Origin of the sequence: Litorisediminicola beolgyonensis (assembly GCF_042679605.1) — a bacterium.
In the GTDB taxonomy this organism is placed as follows: domain Bacteria; phylum Pseudomonadota; class Alphaproteobacteria; order Rhodobacterales; family Rhodobacteraceae; genus Litorisediminicola; species Litorisediminicola beolgyonensis.
Genome location: NZ_JBHTMU010000001.1, coordinates 55665 through 77151, shown reverse-complemented (window position 1 = coordinate 77151; position 21487 = coordinate 55665). Strand labels below are relative to the sequence as shown.

20 protein-coding genes are annotated in these 21487 nt (G+C 66.0%); 13 read left to right on the top strand and 7 right to left on the bottom strand.

Translation table 11 applies throughout. The features are described 5' to 3' along the window. The first annotated feature begins 11 nt into the window (after positions 1 to 11). From ACFQ4E_RS00350 to ACFQ4E_RS00315, 8 genes are all read left to right on the top strand, one after another. Positions 12 to 1157, top strand: coding sequence for an iron-containing alcohol dehydrogenase (locus ACFQ4E_RS00350; RefSeq protein ID WP_386800926.1), 1146 nt, complete (start codon positions 12 to 14; stop codon positions 1155 to 1157). Between the two features lie 132 nt (positions 1158 to 1289). After that, the gene (locus ACFQ4E_RS00345) at positions 1290 to 2318 is read left to right on the top strand and encodes an HWE histidine kinase domain-containing protein (RefSeq protein ID WP_386800925.1); all 1029 of its coding nucleotides are present in this window, start codon (positions 1290 to 1292) and stop codon (positions 2316 to 2318) included. Between the two features lie 33 nt (positions 2319 to 2351). Next, positions 2352 to 2720, top strand: coding sequence for a response regulator (locus ACFQ4E_RS00340; protein ID WP_386800924.1), 369 nt, complete (start codon positions 2352 to 2354; stop codon positions 2718 to 2720). A gap of 132 nt (positions 2721 to 2852) precedes the next feature. Next, positions 2853 to 3461 (top strand): ribosome maturation factor RimP, encoded by a 609-nt coding sequence (gene rimP / locus ACFQ4E_RS00335; protein ID WP_386801156.1) that lies wholly within the window; start codon positions 2853 to 2855, stop codon positions 3459 to 3461. A gap of 5 nt (positions 3462 to 3466) precedes the next feature. Continuing rightward, positions 3467 to 5086: a transcription termination factor NusA gene (gene nusA / locus ACFQ4E_RS00330; protein WP_386800923.1), complete on the top strand. Its 1620-nt coding sequence runs from the start codon at positions 3467 to 3469 to the stop codon at positions 5084 to 5086. A gap of 1 nt (position 5087) precedes the next feature. After that, on the top strand, positions 5088 to 5723 hold the full coding sequence (locus ACFQ4E_RS00325; RefSeq protein WP_386800922.1) for an RNA-binding protein: 636 nt from the start codon (positions 5088 to 5090) through the stop codon (positions 5721 to 5723). Between the two features lie 9 nt (positions 5724 to 5732). Continuing rightward, positions 5733 to 8243 (top strand): translation initiation factor IF-2, encoded by a 2511-nt coding sequence (gene infB / locus ACFQ4E_RS00320; RefSeq protein WP_386800921.1) that lies wholly within the window; start codon positions 5733 to 5735, stop codon positions 8241 to 8243. Between the two features lie 242 nt (positions 8244 to 8485). Continuing rightward, positions 8486 to 9523, top strand: a complete 1038-nt coding sequence (locus ACFQ4E_RS00315; protein ID WP_386800920.1) for a leishmanolysin-related zinc metalloendopeptidase — start codon at positions 8486 to 8488, stop codon at positions 9521 to 9523. Between the two features lie 66 nt (positions 9524 to 9589). On the opposite strand, the gene ACFQ4E_RS00310 is transcribed toward ACFQ4E_RS00315, so the two are convergent. The 4 genes from ACFQ4E_RS00310 to ACFQ4E_RS00295 form a co-directional block, all read right to left on the bottom strand. Continuing rightward, the gene (locus ACFQ4E_RS00310; protein ID WP_386800919.1) at positions 9590 to 9718 is read right to left on the bottom strand and encodes a hypothetical protein; all 129 of its coding nucleotides are present in this window, start codon (positions 9716 to 9718) and stop codon (positions 9590 to 9592) included. Between the two features lie 142 nt (positions 9719 to 9860). After that, positions 9861 to 10259 (bottom strand): 8-oxo-dGTP diphosphatase MutT, encoded by a 399-nt coding sequence (gene mutT / locus ACFQ4E_RS00305; protein ID WP_386800918.1) that lies wholly within the window; start codon positions 10257 to 10259, stop codon positions 9861 to 9863. Between the two features lie 49 nt (positions 10260 to 10308). Continuing rightward, positions 10309 to 11538: a bifunctional glutamate N-acetyltransferase/amino-acid acetyltransferase ArgJ gene (gene argJ, locus ACFQ4E_RS00300; RefSeq protein ID WP_386800917.1), complete on the bottom strand. Its 1230-nt coding sequence runs from the start codon at positions 11536 to 11538 to the stop codon at positions 10309 to 10311. Position 11539: 1 nt separating this feature from the next. Then, the gene (locus ACFQ4E_RS00295) at positions 11540 to 12421 is read right to left on the bottom strand and encodes a peptidylprolyl isomerase (RefSeq protein WP_386800916.1); all 882 of its coding nucleotides are present in this window, start codon (positions 12419 to 12421) and stop codon (positions 11540 to 11542) included. A 189-nt stretch (positions 12422 to 12610) separates the two neighbouring features. On the opposite strand from ACFQ4E_RS00295, the gene secA reads away from it, so the two are divergent. The 4 genes from secA to ACFQ4E_RS00275 all read left to right on the top strand — a co-directional run bounded on the left by secA (position 12611) and on the right by ACFQ4E_RS00275 (position 18599). After that, positions 12611 to 15346, top strand: coding sequence for a preprotein translocase subunit SecA (gene secA, locus ACFQ4E_RS00290; protein WP_386800915.1), 2736 nt, complete (start codon positions 12611 to 12613; stop codon positions 15344 to 15346). 57 nt (positions 15347 to 15403) lie between these two features. Next, positions 15404 to 15781: a diacylglycerol kinase gene (locus tag ACFQ4E_RS00285; RefSeq protein ID WP_386800914.1), complete on the top strand. Its 378-nt coding sequence runs from the start codon at positions 15404 to 15406 to the stop codon at positions 15779 to 15781. A gap of 108 nt (positions 15782 to 15889) precedes the next feature. After that, positions 15890 to 17020, top strand: coding sequence for a translocase (locus ACFQ4E_RS00280; RefSeq protein ID WP_386800913.1), 1131 nt, complete (start codon positions 15890 to 15892; stop codon positions 17018 to 17020). Between the two features lie 22 nt (positions 17021 to 17042). Continuing rightward, entirely contained in the window at positions 17043 to 18599 is a 1557-nt protein-coding gene (locus tag ACFQ4E_RS00275) for a substrate-binding domain-containing protein (RefSeq protein WP_386800912.1), read from the top strand. 275 nt (positions 18600 to 18874) lie between these two features. Here ACFQ4E_RS00275 and radC read toward each other — a convergent pair whose 3' ends face one another. From radC to msrB, 3 genes are read right to left on the bottom strand one after another with little or no spacing between them, the layout of a single operon-like run. Then, complete coding sequence (gene radC, locus ACFQ4E_RS00270; protein WP_386800911.1) at positions 18875 to 19621, bottom strand: RadC family protein; 747 nt, start codon at positions 19619 to 19621, stop codon at positions 18875 to 18877. Between the two features lie 51 nt (positions 19622 to 19672). After that, positions 19673 to 20185, bottom strand: coding sequence for a peptide-methionine (S)-S-oxide reductase MsrA (gene msrA / locus ACFQ4E_RS00265; protein WP_386800910.1), 513 nt, complete (start codon positions 20183 to 20185; stop codon positions 19673 to 19675). Beyond that, entirely contained in the window at positions 20182 to 20631 is a 450-nt protein-coding gene (msrB, locus tag ACFQ4E_RS00260) for a peptide-methionine (R)-S-oxide reductase MsrB (RefSeq protein ID WP_386800909.1), read from the bottom strand. The genes msrA and msrB overlap by 4 nt, the downstream gene beginning before the upstream one ends. 401 nt (positions 20632 to 21032) lie before the next feature. Here msrB and ACFQ4E_RS00255 point away from each other — a divergent pair, with 401 nt between their 5' ends. Continuing rightward, the gene (locus ACFQ4E_RS00255) at positions 21033 to 21437 is read left to right on the top strand and encodes a hypothetical protein (protein WP_386800908.1); all 405 of its coding nucleotides are present in this window, start codon (positions 21033 to 21035) and stop codon (positions 21435 to 21437) included. Positions 21438 to 21487 lie beyond the last annotated feature (50 nt).

Here is a 21487-nt window from a genome sequence, read left to right as displayed (position 1 = left end):
GGACACGCATCATGGAACTCAAAGGCACCTGGTCCTATCCCACCGCCATCCGCTTCGGTGCAGGCCGCATCGCCGAGATCGGCGCTGCCTGCGCCGCGGCGGGCATGAAAAAGCCGCTGCTCGTCACCGACAAGGGCCTCGCGTCCCTGCCGATCACGGCGCGCACACTCGACCTGATGGAAGAGGCGGGACTTGGCCGCGCGCTCTTCTCCGAGGTCGATGCCAACCCGACCGAGCTGAACCTCGAGGCGGGCCTCAAGGTCTATCGCGATGGCGGCCATGACGGGGTGATCGCCTTCGGCGGCGGCTCGGGGCTCGATCTGGGCAAGATGGTCGCCTTCATGGCAGGCCAGTCCCGCCCGGTCTGGGAGTTCGAGGATATCGGCGACTGGTGGACCCGCGCCGATCCCGCGGGCATCGCCCCCATCGTCGCCGTGCCCACCACGGCCGGCACCGGGTCCGAGGTCGGGCGCGCCAGCGTCCTGACCAATTCCGAGACCCATGTGAAGAAGATCATCTTCCATCCCAAAGTCCTGCCCGCGGTCACGATCTGCGACCCCGAACTGACCGTCGGCATGCCCAAGGCGATCACCGCGGGCACCGGTCTCGACGCCTTCGCCCATTGCGTCGAGGCGTTCTCGAGCCCGCATTACCACCCGATGAGCCAGGGCATCGCGCTCGAAGGCATGCGGCTTGTGAAAGAGAACCTGCCCATCGCCTATGCCGAGCCCGAGAACCTGACGGCGCGCGCGCATATGATGTCGGCGGCGATGATGGGGGCGACGGCCTTCCAGAAAGGTCTCGGCGCGATCCATGCCATGTCCCATCCCATCGGCGCGGTCTTCAACACCCATCACGGCACCACCAACGCCGTCTGCATGCCCGCCGTGCTGGCCTTCAACGCCTCCGCGATCAAGGACCGCTTCGACATGGCAGCGGCCTATCTGGGGATCGAGGGCGGGTTCGCGGGCTTCCAGCACTACGTGCAGGATCTGAACGACAGCCTCGCCATCCCCCGGACGCTGACCGAGCTCGGCGCCGACGCAAGTCGGATGGACGATCTCGTGGCCATGGCGCTCGAGGATCCCTCCTGCGGCGGCAACCCCATCGCGCTCGACGCCGCCGGATTGCGCGGGCTCTTCGAGGCCGCGTTCTAGTCACCGCGCCTGCGCCCGCCTCCCCGAGGCGGGCCTCCCTCACCTATGCTTATGGGCCGCCCGACCTGCTTGTCGCCATGCGAGCGGGTAGCTACAGATACGCAAACCCGCGATATCGAAACTGGACATGGTGTGACGAAAACCGACTGGCGCGACCGCAAGGGTCTCGACGGCCCCATGGCTTACGCCGTGGCGTTCGCGCTCGCCGTGATCGCGGTCGTCCTGAGCGTTCTGCTGGTCCCGAGGATCGGCGACGCGGTGCCCTTCGCGCTGTTTCCGCCCTTCCTGATCCTGATCGGTCTGCTCTGCGGTCCGCTGCCCTCCACACTCGCCTTTGGCGGGATCATGATCGCGGGCTGGGCGCTGCTTTTGCCCGAGTCCGGGAACCTGGAGAGGCAGATCCTGCAGACCGGGTTCGCCGTTCTGTCGGGCGGCAGCATTCTCATCCTGACGCTGGCGCTGCGCAGCTCGGTCCTTGGTGCGCAGAGCGCACGCCGGCTGGCGCAATCGCTCGAGCGAGAGGCCGAAACGCAGCGGGCTCTGGCACAGACGAAGGCCGAGGAGCTCGAGCTTCTCAGCCGCGAGCTAACCCATAGAAACGCCAATCTTTTCGGTGTGATAAGCTCCATCGTCTCGATCTCCGGCCGCGGCAAGACCGACGTCCCGCAGGTCGTCTCGGACATTCGCTCCCGGATCCGCGCGCTGTCCCAGGCGCATCTCGTCGCCACCTCGCCGACCCCCGGGGTCGACGGTCTTCTGAACGCCGTCGTGTCGACCGTTCTCGCCCCCTACCGGCACGAGAACGGCATCGAGCGGGTGAGCGTGTCGGGACCGGATGTCGAACTCGACCATCAGGCGAGGACCTCGCTCGGGCTGATCCTGCATGAGCTGGCCACCAACGCGCTCAAATACGGTGCCCTTGCCGCTCCGGACGGCACCGTGTCGGTCACCTGGGATGCCGCGTCGAACGTGACGCTCACCTGGCATGAAACCGGCGGTGCACCCCCCACCGCGACGTCCCGGGAATCGGGTCAGGGATCGCTCGTGATCGACGCTTCGGTGGCCCAGCTTGGCGGCGAAATCCGACGCGACTGGGCCCCCGAAGGATTGCGCGTCACTCTCGTCTTTCCCAACGGATCACGTTACCTTCCTCGCAGATAGGTAATTCAAAGACCGATCCACGGCGGTGTTACAATGAATGAATGTTTGCGTGGTCGACGGGTTCTCGTACTCGAGGACGAAGCCATGATTGCGCTCGATCTCCGGCTGACGCTGGAGGATCACGGCGCGGTTGTGATCGGCCCGGCCGACAGCCTCGAGGACGGGCTGCGCCTGGTCCAGGAAAACCGCATTGACGCCGCGATCCTCGATGCCGATCTCGGCGAGGTGGATTCGCTGCCCCTGGCCCAGCACCTGCGCGCCAACGGCGTGCCCTTCGTGTTCCACACCGGCTGCAACCGGCCCGAGTTTTCCAGCGAGTTCGCCGGCGCTCCGGTCCATCTGAAGCCTGCCCTGCCCGACAGCCTGGCGGCGGATCTGGCGGCGCTTCTGTCGGAGAGCTAGGGCCGATCCCAAAGAGCCCTTGCAGACTCGGGCCGTCCTCCGTATATCCACCTCAACAGCGGCGCCTCGGGGTCCACACCCGAAGCTCCACCGAACACGTGAACGGGCCGCGCGCCCGTTTTTTTGTGCCTGATCGCCAGGCTCCGCAATTCGACCGAACAGGACAGAATGACCGACCTGATCGCCAAAACCGCCATGGACCGGCGCATCGCCGAGATCGTCCGCCCCGTCATCGAGGACATGGGCTTCGAGCTTGTGCGCGTCCGCCTGCAGGGGGGCAACACGCCGCTTCTGCAGATCATGGCCGAACGCCCAGAGGGCGGCATCGAAGTCGACGAGTGCGCCGAGATCTCGACCGCGCTCTCGGCCACGCTCGATGTCGAGGATCCAATCCTCGACGCCTACACGCTCGAGGTTTCGAGCCCCGGCATCGACCGCCCGCTGACCCGGCTCAAGGATTTCGACACCTACGAGGGGTACGAGGCCAAGCTCGAGACGCAGGAGCTGATCGACGGCCGCAAGCGCTTCCGCGGCATGCTCGCGGGCATCGAAGGCTCCGAGGTTCTGATCAATATCGACGAGGGCACCGTCGGCCTCCAGTTCGACTGGCTGGCCGACGCGAAGCTCGTCCTGACCGACGAGCTGATCCGCGAGATGCTCAAGGCCCGCAAGGCGCAGTCGCTGAACGAAGACAATTTCGACACCATCGAGGCCGAGGACAGCGGCCAGGACGAGGAGTAAGAGAGATGGCAATCACCTCTGCCAACCAGTTGGAACTTCTGCAGACGGCCGAGGCCGTCGCACGCGAGAAGATGATCGACCCGTCGCTCGTCGTCGAGGCGATGGAGGAGAGCCTCGCCCGCGCCGCCAAGTCCCGCTACGGCTCCGAGATGGACATCCGCGTCAAGATCGACCGCAAGACTGGTCGCGCGACCTTCACCCGCGTCCGCACCGTGGTCGAGGATGAAGAGCTCGAGAACTACCAGGCCGAGCTGACCGTCGAGCAGGCCAAGCAATACATGGCCGATCCCAAGGTCGGCGACACCTTCGTCGAAGAGGTCCCGCCGGTCGAGATGGGCCGGATCGCCGCGCAATCGGCCAAGCAGGTGATCCTGCAAAAGGTCCGCGAAGCCGAGCGTGATCGTCAGTACGAAGAGTTCAAGGACCGCGCCGGCACCATCATCAATGGCGTCGTCAAGCGCGAGGAATACGGCAACGTCATCGTCGATATCGGCCGTGGCGAAGGCATCCTGCGTCGCAACGACAAGATCGGCCGCGAAGCCTATCGCCCGAACGACCGCATCCGCTGCTACATCAAGGATGTGCGCCGCGAGGTCCGCGGCCCGCAGATCTTCCTCAGCCGCACCGCGCCCGAGTTCATGGCCGAGCTCTTCAAGATGGAAGTGCCCGAGATCTACGACGGCATCATCGAGATCAAGGCCGTCGCCCGCGACCCGGGCTCGCGCGCCAAGATCGCCGTCATCTCCTATGACAACTCGATCGACCCCGTCGGCGCCTGCGTCGGCATGCGCGGCAGCCGCGTTCAGGCGGTCGTCAACGAGCTTCAGGGCGAGAAGATCGACATCATCCCGTGGAACGAGGACGTCCCCACCTTCCTCGTGAACGCGCTGCAGCCCGCCGAGGTCTCCAAGGTGGTTCTCGACGAAGATGCCGAGCGCATCGAGGTCGTCGTTCCCGACGAGCAGCTGTCGCTCGCCATCGGCCGTCGCGGCCAGAACGTGCGTCTGGCCAGCCAGCTCACCGGTCTCGATATCGACATCCTGACCGAGGAAGAGGAATCCAAGCGTCGCCAGGCCGAGTTCGAGGAGCGCACCAAGCTCTTCGTCGACACGCTCGATCTCGACGAGTTCTTCGCCCAGCTCCTGGTCTCGGAAGGCTTCACCAACCTCGAAGAGGTCGCCTATGTCGAGCTCGACGAGCTGACCGTTATCGACGGTGTGGACGAGGACACCGCGCAGGAACTGCAGGCCCGCGCCCGCGACGTGCTCGATGCACAGGCGGCTGCCGCGCTCGAGAACGCCCGCGAGCTCGGCGCCGAGCAGAGCCTCATTGATTTCGAGGGCCTCACTCCCCAGATGGTAGAGGCACTGGCGAAGGATGGCGTGAAGACGCTGGAAGACTTCGCCACCTGCGCCGACTGGGAACTGGCCGGCGGCTGGACCACGGTGGATGGTCAGCGGGTCAAGGACGACGGCATTCTCGAACCCTTCGACGTGAGCCTCGAAGAGGCGCAGACGATGGTCATGACCGCGCGCGTCCTTCTCGGCTGGGTCGATCCGACCGAGCTCGAAGCCGCATCGGACGACGAGGACGGCGACGACGAGGACGAAGAGGCGCAGGCCTGACGTGAGCCGCGGCGGCGCCCAGAAGGCGCGGGACGAGGGTCCCGAGCGCAAATGCATCGCCACCGGCGAGGTGCAGCCTGCAAGCGGGCTGATCCGCTTCGTCGTGGCGCCTGACGGCGCGCTTGCCCCCGATCTCGCGGGCAAGCTTCCGGGGCGCGGCATCTGGGTGTCGGCGACCCGCACAGCGATTGACCGGGCGGAGAGCAAGAAGCTCTTCGCCCGCGCCGCCCGCCAACCGGTCGAGGCCCCCGAGGGCCTCGCCGACCATCTGGAACGCATGCTGGCGCGGCGCGTTGTGGATCTTATCAGTCTCGCGCGCAAATCCGGGGACGCGGTCGCCGGGTACGAAAAGGTCAAGGACATGCTCGCCAAGGAACAGGCGACCGTCCTGATCCAGGCAGAAGACGGCTCCGCCCGTGGCAAGTCGAAGCTGTCGACCCCGCATTACGGCCGCTATATCGGCTGGCTCACCGCGGATGAACTGGGCCAGGCCTTTGGCCGGGAAACCGTGATCCACGCGGCTCTAGGTGCTGGTGGACTCGCGAAACGTGTTGTAGAGGAAGCCCAGCGTCTGAAGGGCTTCCGCATCGGAACCGCCGATGCAGGAGACGGTGGCAGGGGCCGCCGGAAAGGATAAGAGAGCTTCATGAGCGATAACGACGGCAAAAAGACTTTGGGTGTGCGCGGCGGTCCCCGGTCGGGGCAAGTGAAGCAGAGCTTCAGCCACGGACGGACCAAGAATGTCGTAGTCGAGACCAAGCGCAAGCGGGTCGTGGTGCCGAAGCCCGGCGCCGCGGCAGGCTCTGGCGCATCCGCCGGGGGCGGGAGCGGCAAGTCCGATCCCAAGCTGCAGGCCGCGGCCGCCAGCGCAAAGCGGCCCGCGGGCATTTCCGATGCCGAGATGGAGCGCCGCCTGAAGGCGCTGCAGGCCGCCAAGGCACGCGAGGCCGACGAGGCCGCTCAGCGTGAGGCCGAGGAAAAGGCCCGCGCCGAAGAGCGTGATCGCCTGCGCGCCGAGAAGGAACAGAAAGAGCGCGAGCAGCGCGAAGCCGAGGAAAAGGCTCGCGCCAAGGCCGAGGAAGAAGAGCGCGCCCGCAAGGCCGCCGAAGAGGCGAAGAACGCCCCGGCGCAGCCCGAGCCCGCTGCCGACTCCGCCGCCGCCAAGCCCGCCGTGAAGAAAACCGATACCGGCCCGCGCAAATCCGAGCGCGAGCGCGAAGAGCGTGGCCGCTCGGTCAAGACACGCGACGACGGCAACCGCCGCTCCGGCAAGCTGACCCTGAACCAGGCCCTTTCGGGCGAAGGCGGGCGTCAGAAGTCCATGGCCGCGATGAAGCGCAAGCAGGAGCGCGCCCGCCAGAAGGCGATGGGCGGCCCCGTGCAGCGTGAAAAGGTCATGCGCGACGTGCAACTGCCCGAGGCGATCACCGTCGCCGAGCTTGCCAACCGCATGGCCGAGCGCGTGGGCGACGTCATCAAGTCGCTGATGAACAACGGCGTCATGGCGACCCAGAACCAGTCCATCGATGCCGATACCGCGGAACTCATCATCGAAGAGTTCGGCCACCGCGTGACCCGCGTCTCCGACGCCGACGTCGAGCAGGTGATCGAGCAGACCGAGGACAAGCCCGAGGATCTGCAGCCGCGTCCGCCGGTCATCACGATCATGGGCCATGTCGACCACGGCAAGACCTCGCTGCTCGACGCGATCCGCAAGACCAAGGTCGTCGCGGGCGAAGCCGGCGGCATCACCCAGCATATCGGCGCCTACCAGGTGACGACCGAAGGTGGCACGACCCTGTCGTTCCTCGACACGCCCGGCCACGCGGCCTTCACCTCGATGCGCTCTCGCGGCGCGCAGGTGACGGATATCGTCGTGCTGGTGGTGGCCGCGGATGACGCCGTGATGCCGCAGACCGTCGAGGCGATCGCCCACGCGAAGGCCGCCAAGGTCCCGATGATCGTGGCGATCAACAAGATCGACAAGCCCGAAGCGAACCCGACCAAGGTGCGCACCGACCTTCTCCAGCATGAGGTGGTCGTCGAGCAGATGTCCGGCGACGTGCAGGATGTCGAGGTCTCCGCCCAGACGGGTCAGGGTCTGGACGAGCTTCTGGAAGCCATCGCGCTGCAGGCCGAGATCCTCGAACTCAAGGCGAACCCGAACCGTCCCGCCCAGGGCGCGGTGATCGAAGCCAAGCTCGACGTGGGCCGCGGTCCGGTCGCCACCGTCCTGGTCCAGAACGGCACGCTGAAGCAGGGCGACATCTTCGTCGTCGGCGAGCAGTACGGCAAGGTCCGCGCCATGGAGAACGACCAGGGCAAGCGGGTCAAGGAAGCCGGTCCGTCCGTTCCGGTCGAGGTTCTGGGCATCAACGGCACGCCCGAGGCAGGTGACGTTCTGAACGTCGTCGAGACCGAGGCGCAGGCCCGCGAGATCGCCGAGTACCGCCAGCAGGCGGCCAAGGACAAGCGCGCCGCAGCCGGTGCCGCAACCACGCTCGAGCAGCTGATGCAGAAGGCCAAGGACGACGAGAACGTCTCCGAACTGCCGATCCTGGTCAAAGCCGACGTGCAGGGCTCCGCCGAAGCCATCGTTCAGGCGATGGAAAAGATCGGCAACGACGAGGTCCGCGTCCGCGTTCTGCATTACGGCGTCGGTGCGATCACCGAAACCGATGTGGGTCTGGCCGAGGCCTCCGGCGCTCCGATCATGGGCTTCAACGTCCGGGCCAACGCTCCGGCGCGGAACTCCGCGAACCAGAAGGGCGTCGAGATCCGCTACTACAGCGTGATCTACGACCTCGTGGACGACGTGAAAGCGGCGGCTTCGGGCCTTCTGTCGAACGAGGTTCGCGAGAACTTCATCGGCTACGCCCAGATCAAGGAGGTCTTCAAGGTCTCCAATGTCGGCAAGGTCGCGGGCTGCCTCGTCACCGAAGGCGTCGCGCGCCGCTCCGCCGGTGTGCGCCTCCTGCGCGACGACGTGGTGATCCACGAAGGCACGCTGAAGACGCTCAAGCGCTTCAAGGACGAGGTCTCCGAGGTTCAGTCCGGTCAGGAATGCGGCATGGCCTTCGAGAATTACGACGACGTTCGCCCCGGCGACGTCATCGAGATCTTCGAGCGCGAAGAGGTCGAGCGCACGCTCGCCTGACCTTAGGCGCAGTCGGACATTTAAAACGGGCGGACCTCAGGGTCCGCCCGTTTTCGTTTCGCCAGAGCATTTCGAAATGTGCTGAGATGCGGGCAGACCTGCCCGAGGGAGGCGGATGCGAGAAACGATCCGGGGGCGTATCTTCCGTTCGTCGCGCGTTTGTCGCCAGTTTTCAGGAAAATTTGCGCGATCCGCCGCGGGCTCGCATGGTCTGACTTCATTCTTCCGCGGAGACCCTTTCCATGATGCCTTTCCAGCCCCTCGATCTCTCCCTCGGCACGGCTCTCACGCCCGCACCCGCCGCTCCCCCATCTCCTTCAGACGCCAGCGACCTTCCCGATCTTCTGTCTTGGGCCGGAGAAGACAGCTTCGTCTTCACGGGTCCCGCGGCTGACGGCCTCGAGCGCGCCGCCGAGAACGCCATCAGCGCCCCGATCCTCACCGACACCCAGGGCATCGCCTTCGAGGGATCGCTCGGCGAGCTTCTCGGTCGTCTGGACGGGCTCGCCTCGGCGAAACCCGGCACCGATGGCGGGGGCGGCGGCGGCAAGGGAGGTGGCGGCGGCGGAGGCGGCGGCAAGCCGGGCTCCGGCACCGATAGCGGGCTTCTCACCTCCTACACCGCGGGCGGCGACACCAAGACCAGCTACAATATCGATCTGGGCTTTTCCGGCGAAGGCTGGACGACGGAGCTGCAAACGCTCTTCACCGACGCGGCCGATTTCATCTGCTCGATCATCATCGGCGAGCTCAGCGACGAGCGCGTGCCGATGGCCGGACGGGTGGACGATCTCTATATCGACGCCGAGATGACCGCGATCGACGGGGCGGGCAACGTGCTGGGACAGACCGGCGTGGTCGCCTACCGGACCCATGACCAGCTTCCGGCCTATTCCTTCATGCAGTTCGACACCGCCGACGCGCAGACCTATCTCGACAGCGGTCTCTTCGGAGACATCGTCCTGCACGAGATGCTGCATGCCGTCGGGATCGGCGGGCAGTGGGACAATCTGAACCTGGTCTCCGAGGACGGGCTCTATTTCACCGGGGCGCTCGCCAATGCCGAATATGCCGCGGCCGGTGGCACCGGGCTCATCCCCATCGAGCAGGATTACGGGCCGGGAACCGCCGGTGTCCACTGGGACGAGGAGACCTTCGGAAACGAGCTGATGACGGGCCTCATAGACGCGTCGAACACGCTCTCGGCGATGACCATCGCCTCGCTGGCAGACATGGGCTACGAGACGACCTACGTCGCCGACACGCCGCTGGTGGGTTGAGCGCAGGTCAGACGCCACGCCGACAGGAGGGCCGACCGGCCCTCCGCTTTGCGCCGCATTCGCGGCTCAGATGGCGACCGGGAGCCCGGTGAAGAGGCGTTGCCCTACGCGGACGACGAGGCGTCCGTCGGGCAAGGTTTTTTCAAGAATTCCTTGAACGGACACGCAGCTGCCCATGATGATCGTGCGAAGCATTCTGAATCCCCCAATCCAGCTCTGCGCTAAAAAATAGAGCAAGGCGGTAGAGAAATCCACGCGACAGAGGTCGCAATGTTATGAAATTTTAAGGAAACACTAGGTATTGTAAGTTTCTTTCGTTCGCGCGGCGATATCTGGGTCAAAGCCAATCGCGCAGGATCGGAATCAACGGGATATCGGCGGGCGGCATCTCGTATTTCGCCAGATCGCGCGCCTTGACCCAGGCGAGCGACTGGCCTTCGCGGCTTTGCGGCGTGCCCTCCCATTTGCGGCAGGCGAAGAGCGGCATCAGGAGATGGAACTCGTCATAGCTGTGGCTGGCAAAGGTCAGGGGCGCGAGGCAGGAGGCCCAGGTGTCGATGCCCAGCTCTTCCTGAAGCTCCCGGATCAGCGCCGCTTCGGGCGACTCGCCAGCCTCGACCTTGCCGCCGGGAAACTCCCAGAGACCGGCCATCGACTTGCCCTCGGGCCGCTGCGCCAGCAGCACGCGCCCGTCGACATCGATCAGCGCCACGGCCGAAACGAGGACGATCTTCACGCGCGTTCCCCGCGCATGAAAAGACCGACGCCGGGCACGTTCTTCCGGATCAAGACCGGTAATCCGCGTTGATCGAGATGTAGCCGTGGGTCAGATCGCAGGTCCAGGCGGTGTATTGACCGTCGCCGAGACCCAGATCGACCGAGATGGTGATCTCGGCCTTCTTCATCTCCGACGCGCCCTGCTCCTCGCGGTAGTCGGGCGAAACCCACCCCTTTTCGGCGACGAGCACGTCACCGAAGCGGATGGTCAGGAGATCGCGATCCGCGGCGGCTCCGGACTTGCCGATGGCCATGACGACGCGGCCCCAGTTCGGGTCCTCGCCCGCGATGGCGGTCTTCACGAGCGGCGAGTTGGCGATCGACATCGCATGCACCCGCGCGTCCGCGTCACTCTCGGCGCCGGTGACCTCGACGGTGACGAACTTGGTCGCGCCCTCGCCGTCCCGGACGACCTGATGCGCGAGATCGCGGAAGACACGCTCCAAGGCCTGGGCAAAGGCCTCGTTGTTGCGGTCCACGGCGACGCCCGACGCCCCGGTCGCGCCCATCAGGAGCGTGTCCGAGGTCGAGGTGTCGCTGTCCACGGTGATCGCGTTGAAGGTCCGGTCGGTGATCTCGGAGACCAGCGCCTGCAGGTCGGCCCGGTCGATCTTGGCATCGGTGAAGACGTAGACGAGCATCGTGGCCATGTCGGGCGCGATCATGCCCGAGCCCTTGGCGATGCCCGCGATCCGCACCTCGCCGCCCTCGAGCGCAACGGTTTCGCAGGCGCCCTTGGGGAAGGTGTCGGTGGTCATGATGGCACGCGCGGCCTCGGCAATGCCGCCCTCGTCGAGCGCGGCGACAAGGTCGTCGACCTTCGCGATGATGCGGTCATGCGGCAGCCGCTCGCCGATCACGCCGGTCGAAGAGGTGAAGACCCGCGTCTCCGGAAGGTCCATCGCCCGCCCCACCGCCTGGCAGAGCGCCCCGACCGACTCGTCGCCCGCCCGCCCCGTGAAAGCGTTGGAGTTACCCGAATTCACGAGGATCGCCGCACCGTCGCCGGTCTCGCCGCCGATCTTGGCCTGGCAGTCGAGCACGTTGGCCGAGCGGGTCTTGGACCGGGTGAAGACCCCGGTCATGACCGAGCCGGGCGCCAGATGCGCGAGCATCACGTCCGTCCGGCCCGCATAGCGCACGCCCGCCGCCGTGGCGGCGAAGCGCAGGCCCTTGATCACCGGCAGATCGGGAAACGCCTCGGGCGCCAGCGGTGAGACCTGGGTGATCTTGGCCATGTCAGTTCTCGATAAGATCGGTGCGCGACAGCACCGAGGTGTCGACATCGGCGGTATCGGTGCGTGTCACCTCGGCGCCGTCCACGAGTTCCTTGATCTTCTCCTCGACGCCCTGGCGTTCGAGCTGCGCGACGATCTGGTCACGCACCTGATCGAGCGGCGGCGCCTGGCGGTCGCGAGTCTCATTCAGACGGATGACGTGCCAGCCGAACTGGGTCTGGACCGGCTCCGAGACCTGGCCGGCCTCGAGCGCCATCACGGCCTTCTCGAAGGGCTCGACCATCTGGCCCTGGCCGAACCAGCCAAGCTGGCCGCCCTGCGGACCGGACGGTCCGGTCGAGCGCTCCTTGGCGAGCGTGTCGAAATCGGCGCCGCCATCGAGCTCTTCCTTGATCGCGAGCGCGTCTTCCTCGGTTTCCACGAGAATGTGCTGCGCGTTGTACTCCTCGCCCATCTCCTGGCCCGCAAAGGCCTCTTCATAGGCTTTCTGGACATCCTCTTCGGTCCAAAGCTGTTCCGAGAGCTTGGCCAGCGCTTCCGAGGCGATCAGCGCGCGGCGCTCGTTCTTGAGCGCAATCCGCACCCGCTCGGTCTCTTCCGCCATGTCGGTCTGGCTCAGGACTTCCTGCTGGATGAGCTGGTCGAGGATGCCGTCCCAGAGCACCGTATCGGGCAGCTGCTGATACTGCTCGGGCAGGCCGGAGCGGATCATGAGCATCTCTCCGAGCGTGATGTCCTGACCGTTGACCGTGGCCACGACCTGGCCGAGGTCGGCCTCCGGAGCGGCGTCGGGGGTGGCGGTGTCGGACGCCGTTTCCTGCGCCGTGACCGGACCGGCCATGAGGGCCGCCATGAGCGCGGCGCCGATGGTAAACCTGTGCATCGAGGACTCTCCCTTCGTCTCTCTGTCGCAGCGACCCAAGGGGGCGACGTTGACACGCCACCAGCCTGTCCTTACATCGCCTGCGTGGCGCTGCACGGCCGCTCTCTTTCCGTTTGTCTATGGGCTCGGACCGGGACGGGCAAGCGGATGCCGCACACGGGTTTGTCAAAGGCAAGAAGAGAGCAGTCCATGCTTGGGATCGGTACCCTCACGCGCAAGGTGTTCGGCACCCCGAACGACCGCAAGGTCAAGTCGGTGCGCCCGCTGGTCGAGCGGATCAATGCGCTCGAAGAAGAGACCCGCGCCCTCTCGGACGAAGAACTGGTCCAGAAGACCGAGCAGATGAAGGCGCGCCATTCCAATGGCGAGAGCCTCGACGATCTTCTGCCCGAAGCCTTCGCGACCTGCCGCGAGGCCGCGCATCGGGCACTGGGTCTGCGCGCCTTCGACGTCCAGCTCATGGGCGGCATCTTCATGCACCAGGGCAACATCGCCGAGATGAAGACCGGCGAAGGCAAGACGCTGGTCGCGACCTTCCCCGCCTATCTCAACGCGCTCTCGGGCAAGGGCGTCCACATCGTCACCGTGAACGACTACCTCGCCCGCCGCGACGCCGACTGGATGGGCAAGGTCTATGCCGCGCTCGGCCTGACCACCGGCGTGGTCTACCCGCGCCAGCCCGAGGACGAGAAGCGCGCCGCCTACCAGGCCGACATCACCTACGCGACCAACAACGAGCTGGGCTTCGACTACCTGCGCGACAACATGAAGTCCGAGCTGAGCCAGATGTATCAGCGCGGGCACAATTTCGCGATCGTGGACGAGGTCGACTCGATCCTGATCGACGAGGCGCGGACGCCGCTCATCATCTCGGGCCCCTCCGACGACCGCTCCGAGCTCTACATCGCCATCGACCGGATCATCCCGAGCCTGTCGGACGACCATTTCACCATCGACGAGAAGACCCGGAACGTCACCTTCACCGACGAGGGCAACGAGTTCCTCGAAGACCGGTTGAAGCTCGCAGGCCTGCTCGAGGACGAGCGCACGCTCTACGACCCCGAGTCGACCACCGTCGTCCACCACGTCAACCAGGCGCTGCGGGCGCATAAGCTTTTCCAGAAGGACAAGGACTACATCGTCCGCGACAACGAGGTCGTGCTGATCGACGAGTTCACCGGCCGTATGATGCTGGGCCGCCGCCTGTCCGAAGGCCTGCACCAGGCCATCGAGGCCAAGGAGCAGTGCAAGATCCAGCCCGAGAACGTGACGCTGGCGCAGGTGACCTTCCAGAACTACTTCCGGCTCTATTCCAAGCTCGCGGGCATGACCGGCACGGCGTCTACCGAAGCCGAGGAATTCGCCGAGATCTACGGGCTGGGCGTGGTCGAGGTTCCGACCAACAAGCCGATTGCCCGGATCGACGAGGACGACAAGGTCTACCGCACGGGGCGCGAGAAATACGACGCCATCGTCGCCGAGATCAAGGTTGCGCATGAAAAGCGCCAGCCGGTTCTCGTGGGCACGACCTCCATTGAGAAATCCGAGATGCTCTCGGAGCTTCTCAAGAAAGAGGGCCTTCCCCATAACGTCCTGAACGCGCGCCAGCACGAGATGGAAGCGCAGATCGTCGGCGATGCCGGCAAGCTCGGCGCCATCACCATTGCCACGAACATGGCCGGACGCGGCACCGACATCAAACTCGGCGGCAATGTCGAGATGAAGGTGATCGAGGCGCTCGATGCCGACCCGAACGGCAACCCCGACGAGATCCGCCGCCGGATCGAGGCCGAGCATGCCGACGAGGAGCAGGCCGTGATGGACGCGGGCGGGCTGTTCGTGCTCGCAACCGAGCGGCATGAAAGCCGCCGCATCGACAACCAGCTGCGCGGCCGCTCTGGCCGTCAGGGCGACCCGGGCCGGTCGTCCTTCTTCCTCTCGCTCGAAGACGACCTGATGCGCATCTTCGGCTCGGAGCGGCTCGACAACGTGCTGGGCAAGCTCGGCATGCAGGAAGGCGAGGCGATCGTGCACCCGTGGGTGAACAAGTCGCTCGAGCGCGCGCAGGCCAAGGTCGAGGGCCGCAACTTCGACATCCGCAAGCAGCTCCTGAAGTTCGACGACGTCATGAACGACCAGCGCAAGGTGATCTTCGCCCAGCGCCGCGAGATCATGGAGGCCGAGGATCTGTCCGAGACCACCGAGGACATGCGCGACCAGGTGATCGACGACCTCGTGGACGGCTACTGCCCGCCCAAGAGCTACGCCGATCAGTGGGACACGCAGGGTCTCTATGCCGGGGTTCTCGAAAAGCTCGGCCTCGACGCTCCGGTCCTGGCCTGGGCCGACGAGGATGGCGTCGACCAGGACGTGATCCGCGACCGCCTGACCGAACTTGCCGACAAGCAGATGGCCGACAAGGCCGAGGCGTTCGGACCGGACACGATGCGCCAGATCGAGAAGCAGCTCATCCTGCAGACCATCGACGGCAAGTGGCGCGAGCATCTTCTGACGCTAGAGCATCTCCGCTCGGTGGTGGGGTTCCGGGGTTATGCGCAGCGCGATCCGCTGAACGAGTACAAGACCGAGGCCTTCCAGCTGTTCGAAGGCATGCTCGAAAGCCTGCGCGCCGACGTGACCTCGAAGCTCGGCCAGATCCGGCCGATGACCGAGGAAGAGCGCCGCCAGATGGCCGAGCAGATGATGCGCCAGCAACAGCGGAGCGAGGTTGCCGCCGCGCAGGCGCCTGCCGGTGCGACGAATCCCGAACAGGAGGCTGTCGGCCCCGCGGTCGCCCCGCAGGAACCGCTGGTCGAGGGCTTCGACGAGACCAACCCCGACACCTGGGGCAATCCCGGCCGCAACGATCCCTGCCCCTGCGGCTCCGGCAACAAGTTCAAGCACTGCCACGGCCGTCTCGCCTGAGCGCGGCCGGGGCGGAACTGCCGGGGCTTCCCCGGTCCGATGCTCCGAGGCACTGACATGCGCACCGATCGTTCTCCGCAAACCGATGACGGCTGGCGTCTCCTGCGCGCGCTCCGCACCGCGTCCGTGGGCGCCCGGTACATCTGGACCGCCGAGGCCGCCTTCCGACAGGAGGCGGTGATCTTCGCGCTGTCCATCCCGCTCGCCTTCTGGATCGCCGAGCCGGTTCTCGCGCTTGTCCTGATCGGCTCAGGCGTGATGGTGCTGATCGCCGAGGTGCTCAATACCGCGATCGAGGTCACGATCGACCGCATCTCGCTCGAGCGCCATCCGCTCTCCGGCGCAGCCAAGGATCTGGGGGCCCTGGCGGTCTGCCTCTCGCTCGGATTCGCGGCCCTCTCCTGGGCCGTCGCATTGGGGAAAGCGATCCTCTAGCGCGCCATGTCCTTTGGCGAATAGCCACAGGATGCCCCCTCCATCGCCGCAAACGTGCCGGGTTTATCGGCGATTCTCCGCTCATCCTGATATGGGTCCGAGGCCAAGATGCTCCGTTCAAAATCCATTCGCTACGTCTCCGGCACGCTCTTCTGCGCGTTGGCAATCGGCTATGTCATGCAGTTCGGCTTCTCTTTGCCGACCGAACAGGCCGCGCGCGGCCCGTTGCCCGTCAGCGATGTGCACGACACCTCGGCGATGCTGGTCGCCACGACCGGCGCGCTTCCGGTGGCGCTTCTGCCCGGCCGCGACAGCGCCATGACGTCGGATCTCTGTGCGCTCGGCATGCCCGTCGACCCGGCGGCGCCGCGCCTGCCCGACGCGTCGGTCTCGGCCGATCTGCCCGCGCCTCTGCCGCCCGCGCCCACCGATCTGCCCAGCGCGCCGGACCTGCGTCTGGCCGCTCTCGACGGCGGCACCGATTTCCCAAGCCCGATCCCCGCGATCCCGCAGGCCGCTCCGGCCCCGGCTCCGGGCGAAACCGCAGTCCCGCAACAAGACTGCTCCACCGGCCTCACTGCCGACACCGGCGCCGCCGCCATGGTCACCCTCAAGATCGACGCCGCCTGCCACGCGTCCGAGGCGTTCACACTGCACCATAACGGTCTGATGATCGACGGTCGCACAGATGCCACCGGCAGCGCCCAGCTCGACATCCCTGCGATCTCGACCAAGGCTGTCTTTGTGCTGTCCTTCGCCGATGGCGACGGTGCCGTCGCCCAGACCGAGGTCTCCTCGCTCGATTTCTACGACCGGATCGCGTTGCAATGGGAGGGGCCCGCAGGCCTGCAGCTTCACGCGCTCGAATACGGCGCTGCCCCCTTCTCCGACGGTCACATCTGGCAGGAAACGCCCGGAACGCTCGCCGCCGCCAGCCGCGGCGAAGGCGGGTTCCTCGTGACCCTCGGCCCCGATCACACCGCGCCCGCGCGCCGGGTTCAGGTCTATTCCTTCCCCGCAGGCACCGCCGCCCGCGCGGGGCATGTCGCCGTCTCGGTCGAGGCCGAAGTGACCGCCGCCAATTGCGACAGCGATCTCGAAGCGCAGGTGCTCGATCTGCGCGGAGGGGGCCGTCCAACCATGCGCGAGTTAACCGTGGCAATGCCGGGCTGCGACGCGGCAGGCGATATTCTGGTGTTGAAAAACCTGCTGGAAGACCTGACAGTCGCGGCCCGGTAAACGGGTTCGGGCGACACCATCCATGAGCTTTCTGCGTGCGGCGATCCTCGCCGCGCTTTTCGTGATCGGCGCGGCGCAAGCGGACGCTCAGGACGTGACGCTGCGCTCGCGCGATGGCGCGATCTCGCTTGCCGGAACGATGCTCGGCTTCGACGGGGAATATTACCGACTGCTGTCGCAATATGGCGAATTGACCGTCGACGCCTCCGGCGTGACCTGCGCGGGACCGGGCTGTCCGTCGCTCACCGATTTCGTCGCCGAGCTGCGCATCTCCGGGGCCGCCGATCTCGGCCGCGTGCTGCTCCCGGCGCTCCTCGAGAGCTTCGCCGCCGAGCAACGCCTGGAAACCCGGCGCGACGAGATCGACAGCGAGCATCTGGCCTATCACCTCGTCGATCCCGAGGGAGACCGGGTTCTGGCGCGCATCTCCTTCCGTTTGACGACCAGCGACGAAGGCTTCGCCGACCTTCTGGCCGACGAGGCCGATATCGCGCTGACCCGTCGCGCGATCCGCCCAAGCGAGACCTCCTTTGCCCGATCCGCGGGCCTCGGGGATCTGACGGCCACCAACCGGAGCCTCGTTCTGGCCTTCGACGCCCTGGTGCCCCTGGTCGCGCCCGAAAACCCGCTGTCGTCGATCTCCCTTACCGACCTGGCGGATATTCTTTCGGGAGACCTGACCGAGTGGACCGAGCTCGGCGGTCCGGATGCAGGCATCGAGGTGAACCTGGCCGCTCCGGGTTCCGGCCTGACCCAAAGTGCCAGCGACCGGTTGCTCGGCGCCGGAACGCCGCCCAGTCCAGCGCGTCTCCGCCATCATTCCGACGCCGAGAGCCTGGCGATGGCCGTCGCGGACAGCCCCCTGGCCATCGGCCTTGGCGGCCAAAGCGCAGCGACACCTGCGCGCGCGCTCAGCTTGACCGGATCATGCGGCTTCACGCTGTCGGCCACCCGACAATCGGTTAAGACCGAAGATTATCCTCTGACCGCGCCGATCTATCTCTACCTCCCGGCGCGGAGACTTCCCAAGATCGCCCGCGACTTTCTCCGTTACGCGGCCTCCGACGCCGCCCAGCCCGTGATCCGTCGCGCCGGGTTCGTCGATCAGACCCCCGAGGCAGTGCCCTTGGCCGACGAAGGCGCGCGTCTCGCCAACGCTATTCTGAGTGCCTCATCACCGGAGGACTGGGCTCTTCTGCAACGCCTCGCGGCGCTGCGCCGGATCGCTTGGCGCCTGACCCCGACCTTCCGATTCGAGCCCGGTGCGACACGGCTCGACGCCCCATCGCGCGATCAGATCACCCGCCTTGCCCGTCGACTCGAGGAGGGCCTCTACGACGGGCGGACGATCCTCTTCGTCGGGTTTTCCGACGGGATCGGCGATGTGGCCGCCAATCGCGCCATTGCCGACGAGCGCGCCCGCGCCGTGCTGGCCGAAGTTCTCGCTGCCGCCGAAACCGCCGACCTGCAACAAGTCACCCTGGCCACCGAGGCCTTCGGCGAGGCGCTTCCAATCGCCTGCGACGATACGGAGTGGGGGCGGCAAGCAAACCGTCGTGTCGAGATCTGGATAAGGTAGAACTGGCGCCAGGCTTGGTCTGTGACGGCAGCAGATCAAGCGGCCAACCGGGACAAGGCCGAGGCTCTCAGCACAGATGCGCGCCAAATTGGCTGGAAACCCAAGATTTTTAATTAAAAATCTTGGCGCCTTTCTCCCGCAAAAATGATCCATCCCCCCAGAACAGATGATCCAGGGCACCGCGCTCAGGATCTGAGCCCGCCGTCTGTTCCCGCACCAGCCTCGTCAGGCCGAGCGTCGCGTTCGCGCAGAACGCGCTCAGATGCGCCCCGGCGTCAAAGCAACCCCTCGCTCCGAAAGCTCAGCTCCCGCCCGCGTCCGATCACCAGGTGGTCGTGGAGGACGATCCCGAGCGCCTCGGACGCGCGTGCGACCTCTTCCGTCATGGCGATATCGGCCTCGGACGGCGTCGGGTCACCGGAGGGATGGTTGTGCACGAGGATCAGCGCCGACGCGTTGAGCGCCAAGGCGCGCTTGACCACCTCTCGCGGATAGACGGGCACATGGTCGACCGTGCCGTCCGCCTGGGCCTCGTCGGCGATCAGCACGTTCTTGCGGTCGAGGTAGAGCACGCGGAACCCTTCGGTCTCGCGATGCGCCAGCGCCGTGTGGCAGTAATCCAAAAGCGCATCCCAGCTCGAGATGACCTCGCGCTGCATCACCCGCGCGCGGGCCAGCCGTTCTGCCGCAGCGACGACGAGCTTCAACTCGCAGATCACCGCCGGTCCGACACCGCCAACCTCGGCAAGCCGCTCCGCAGGCGCCGACACCGCCGCACCGAAGGATCCGAACCGCTCGATCAGCGACCGCGCCAACGGCTTCACGTCGCGCCGCGGGATGGCGCGGAACAGCACCAGTTCCAGAAGCTCGTACTCGGCGACCGCGCCCGCGCCGCCCCCCATGAACCGCTCGCGCAATCGCGCGCGGTGATCGCGCAGGTAGGACGGCGCGGAAGCGCTGCCCACGACCTCGTCGAAGCAGAACAGGCTTGGTGCAGAATCGGAGAAGGCCCGGGATGTCATGTCCCGAACCTTCACGTAAACTGATGAATCTGCGCTTAACGCGCGGCCTACCTATTCTGCCGCGTCGCGCCGTGGCAGCACCCAATCCGCACGCGGGAAATGGCAGGTGTAACCGTTCGGAAACCGCTCCAGGTAGTCCTGATGCTCGGGCTCGGCCTCCCAGAACGCGCCGACCGGTTCGACCTCGGTCACCACCTTGCCAGGCCAGAGACCGGAGGCCTCCACATCGGCGATGGTCTCGAGCGCACAGGCCTTCTGCGCCTCATCGACATAGTAGATCGCCGAGCGATAGCTCATCCCCATGTCGTTGCCCTGCCGATTGCGGGTCGTGGGATCGTGGATCTGGAAGAAATACTCGAGGATACGCCGATAGGAGATCACGTCCGGATCGAAGAGAATCTCGATCCCCTCTGCATGGGTGCCGTGGTTGCGATAGGTCGCGTTTTCGACATCGCCGCCCGTATAGCCGACCCGCGTCGCGGAGACGCCCGGAAGCTTGCGGATCAGGTCCTGCATCCCCCAGAAGCAGCCACCGGCCAGCACTGCGCGTTCTTGGTTGCTCATGTCACGTCCTCCACCTGGTCCAGATAGGCGCCATAGCCTTCCGCCTCCATATCCGCTTTCGGGATGAAGCGCAGCGACGCCGAATTGATGCAATATCTCAGGCCACCGCGATCGGCCGGCCCGTCCGGAAACACATGCCCGAGATGCGAGTCGCCATGGGCAGAGCGCACCTCCGTGCGGATCATCCCGTGCGAAGTATCGCGCAGCTCGCTGACATGGGCAGGCTCGATCGGCTTGGTAAAGCTCGGCCAGCCACATCCCGACTCGTACTTGTCTCCGGAGGCGAAGAGCGGCTCGCCCGAGACGATGTCGACATAGATGCCGACCTCCTTGTTGTGCAGATATTCCCCGGTTCCCGGCCGCTCGGTGCCGTTTTCCTGCGTCACCCGGTACTGCTCCGGCGACAAGGCGTCGATCGCTTCGGGGCGCTTTTCGTATTGGGCCATCGGGTCCCCCTCACTCGTCTCAGTTCAGCTCGTATAGATAAGGTTCGGATGTCGATATACATCCCCGCTCTCCTCGGCGTGAGGAATGGCGCGCGGCGTGAAACACTCCAGCCGGATAGGCGCGTCGAAGAGCCTCCATCACACTCGTCCGATTTCGCACCTCCAAGGCGCCAGCAGACAGACCAGAGCCAAGCACCACAGCACCCTGCCGAGTTCCCGGGGCCCTTTGCCGCAGAGCGGCTTCCCGCTCCGCCGCAGCGCGGAAAAACGCGGCATCGCGCCGAGTTCCGCCAGCCGCCGCGCCCGGTGGACCCGCAGGACATGTGTCGGGTTCCTTCCCCACAGCGCGGATCGACATGTTCCGGTCCCCCGCTGCCCGCCCCAAACCCGATGAGGACCTGATGACCTTTCTGACCCGCAGCACCGCACTCGCCGCCGTTTTGGCTACCCTCTCCGCCCCGGCCTTTGCCGCAGGCGACACAAGCTCGACGGCCGAGGTCGCGACCGATGTGCAGATCAACGAAGACGGCGCCAAGGTGATGGACGGCACGGTCGCGATAGACCGGTCCAATGCCGAGGGCGACACCGACGCTCAGATGGACGACAGCGCGGCGGAGGACGGCGCGACGACGACCGAGATCGAGACCGATGTCGAGATCAACGGGGACGGTGAGAAACTCATGGACGGGACGGTGGCCGTCGACCAATCGCCCACCGCAGACGCGGAAAACTGCGATGACACGACCACCGGGTCCTGCGACACGATGGCCGAAGGCGGCGCCGAGAAAAACACAGCGTCCAACTGATCCGGCGCAATCACCAAGAACCGCCCCCGCGCAGCACGCGCCCGGGGGCG

Coding starts and splice junctions, on each gene's coding strand:
- ACFQ4E_RS00350 (WP_386800926.1), top strand. CDS start 12: ATGGAACTCAAAGGCACCTGGTCCTATCCCACCGCCATCCGCTTCGGT.
- ACFQ4E_RS00340 (WP_386800924.1), top strand. CDS start 2,352: ATGAATGAATGTTTGCGTGGTCGACGGGTTCTCGTACTCGAGGACGAA.
- nusA (WP_386800923.1), top strand. CDS start 3,467: ATGGCAATCACCTCTGCCAACCAGTTGGAACTTCTGCAGACGGCCGAG.
- infB (WP_386800921.1), top strand. CDS start 5,733: ATGAGCGATAACGACGGCAAAAAGACTTTGGGTGTGCGCGGCGGTCCC.
- ACFQ4E_RS00315 (WP_386800920.1), top strand. CDS start 8,486: ATGATGCCTTTCCAGCCCCTCGATCTCTCCCTCGGCACGGCTCTCACG.
- ACFQ4E_RS00310 (WP_386800919.1), bottom strand. CDS start 9,718: ATGCTTCGCACGATCATCATGGGCAGCTGCGTGTCCGTTCAAGGAATT.
- argJ (WP_386800917.1), bottom strand. CDS start 11,538: ATGGCCAAGATCACCCAGGTCTCACCGCTGGCGCCCGAGGCGTTTCCC.
- ACFQ4E_RS00295 (WP_386800916.1), bottom strand. CDS start 12,421: ATGCACAGGTTTACCATCGGCGCCGCGCTCATGGCGGCCCTCATGGCC.
- secA (WP_386800915.1), top strand. CDS start 12,611: ATGCTTGGGATCGGTACCCTCACGCGCAAGGTGTTCGGCACCCCGAAC.
- ACFQ4E_RS00285 (WP_386800914.1), top strand. CDS start 15,404: ATGCGCACCGATCGTTCTCCGCAAACCGATGACGGCTGGCGTCTCCTG.
- ACFQ4E_RS00280 (WP_386800913.1), top strand. CDS start 15,890: ATGCTCCGTTCAAAATCCATTCGCTACGTCTCCGGCACGCTCTTCTGC.
- ACFQ4E_RS00275 (WP_386800912.1), top strand. CDS start 17,043: ATGAGCTTTCTGCGTGCGGCGATCCTCGCCGCGCTTTTCGTGATCGGC.
- radC (WP_386800911.1), bottom strand. CDS start 19,621: ATGACATCCCGGGCCTTCTCCGATTCTGCACCAAGCCTGTTCTGCTTC.
- msrA (WP_386800910.1), bottom strand. CDS start 20,185: ATGAGCAACCAAGAACGCGCAGTGCTGGCCGGTGGCTGCTTCTGGGGG.
- msrB (WP_386800909.1), bottom strand. CDS start 20,631: ATGGCCCAATACGAAAAGCGCCCCGAAGCGATCGACGCCTTGTCGCCG.
- ACFQ4E_RS00255 (WP_386800908.1), top strand. CDS start 21,033: ATGACCTTTCTGACCCGCAGCACCGCACTCGCCGCCGTTTTGGCTACC.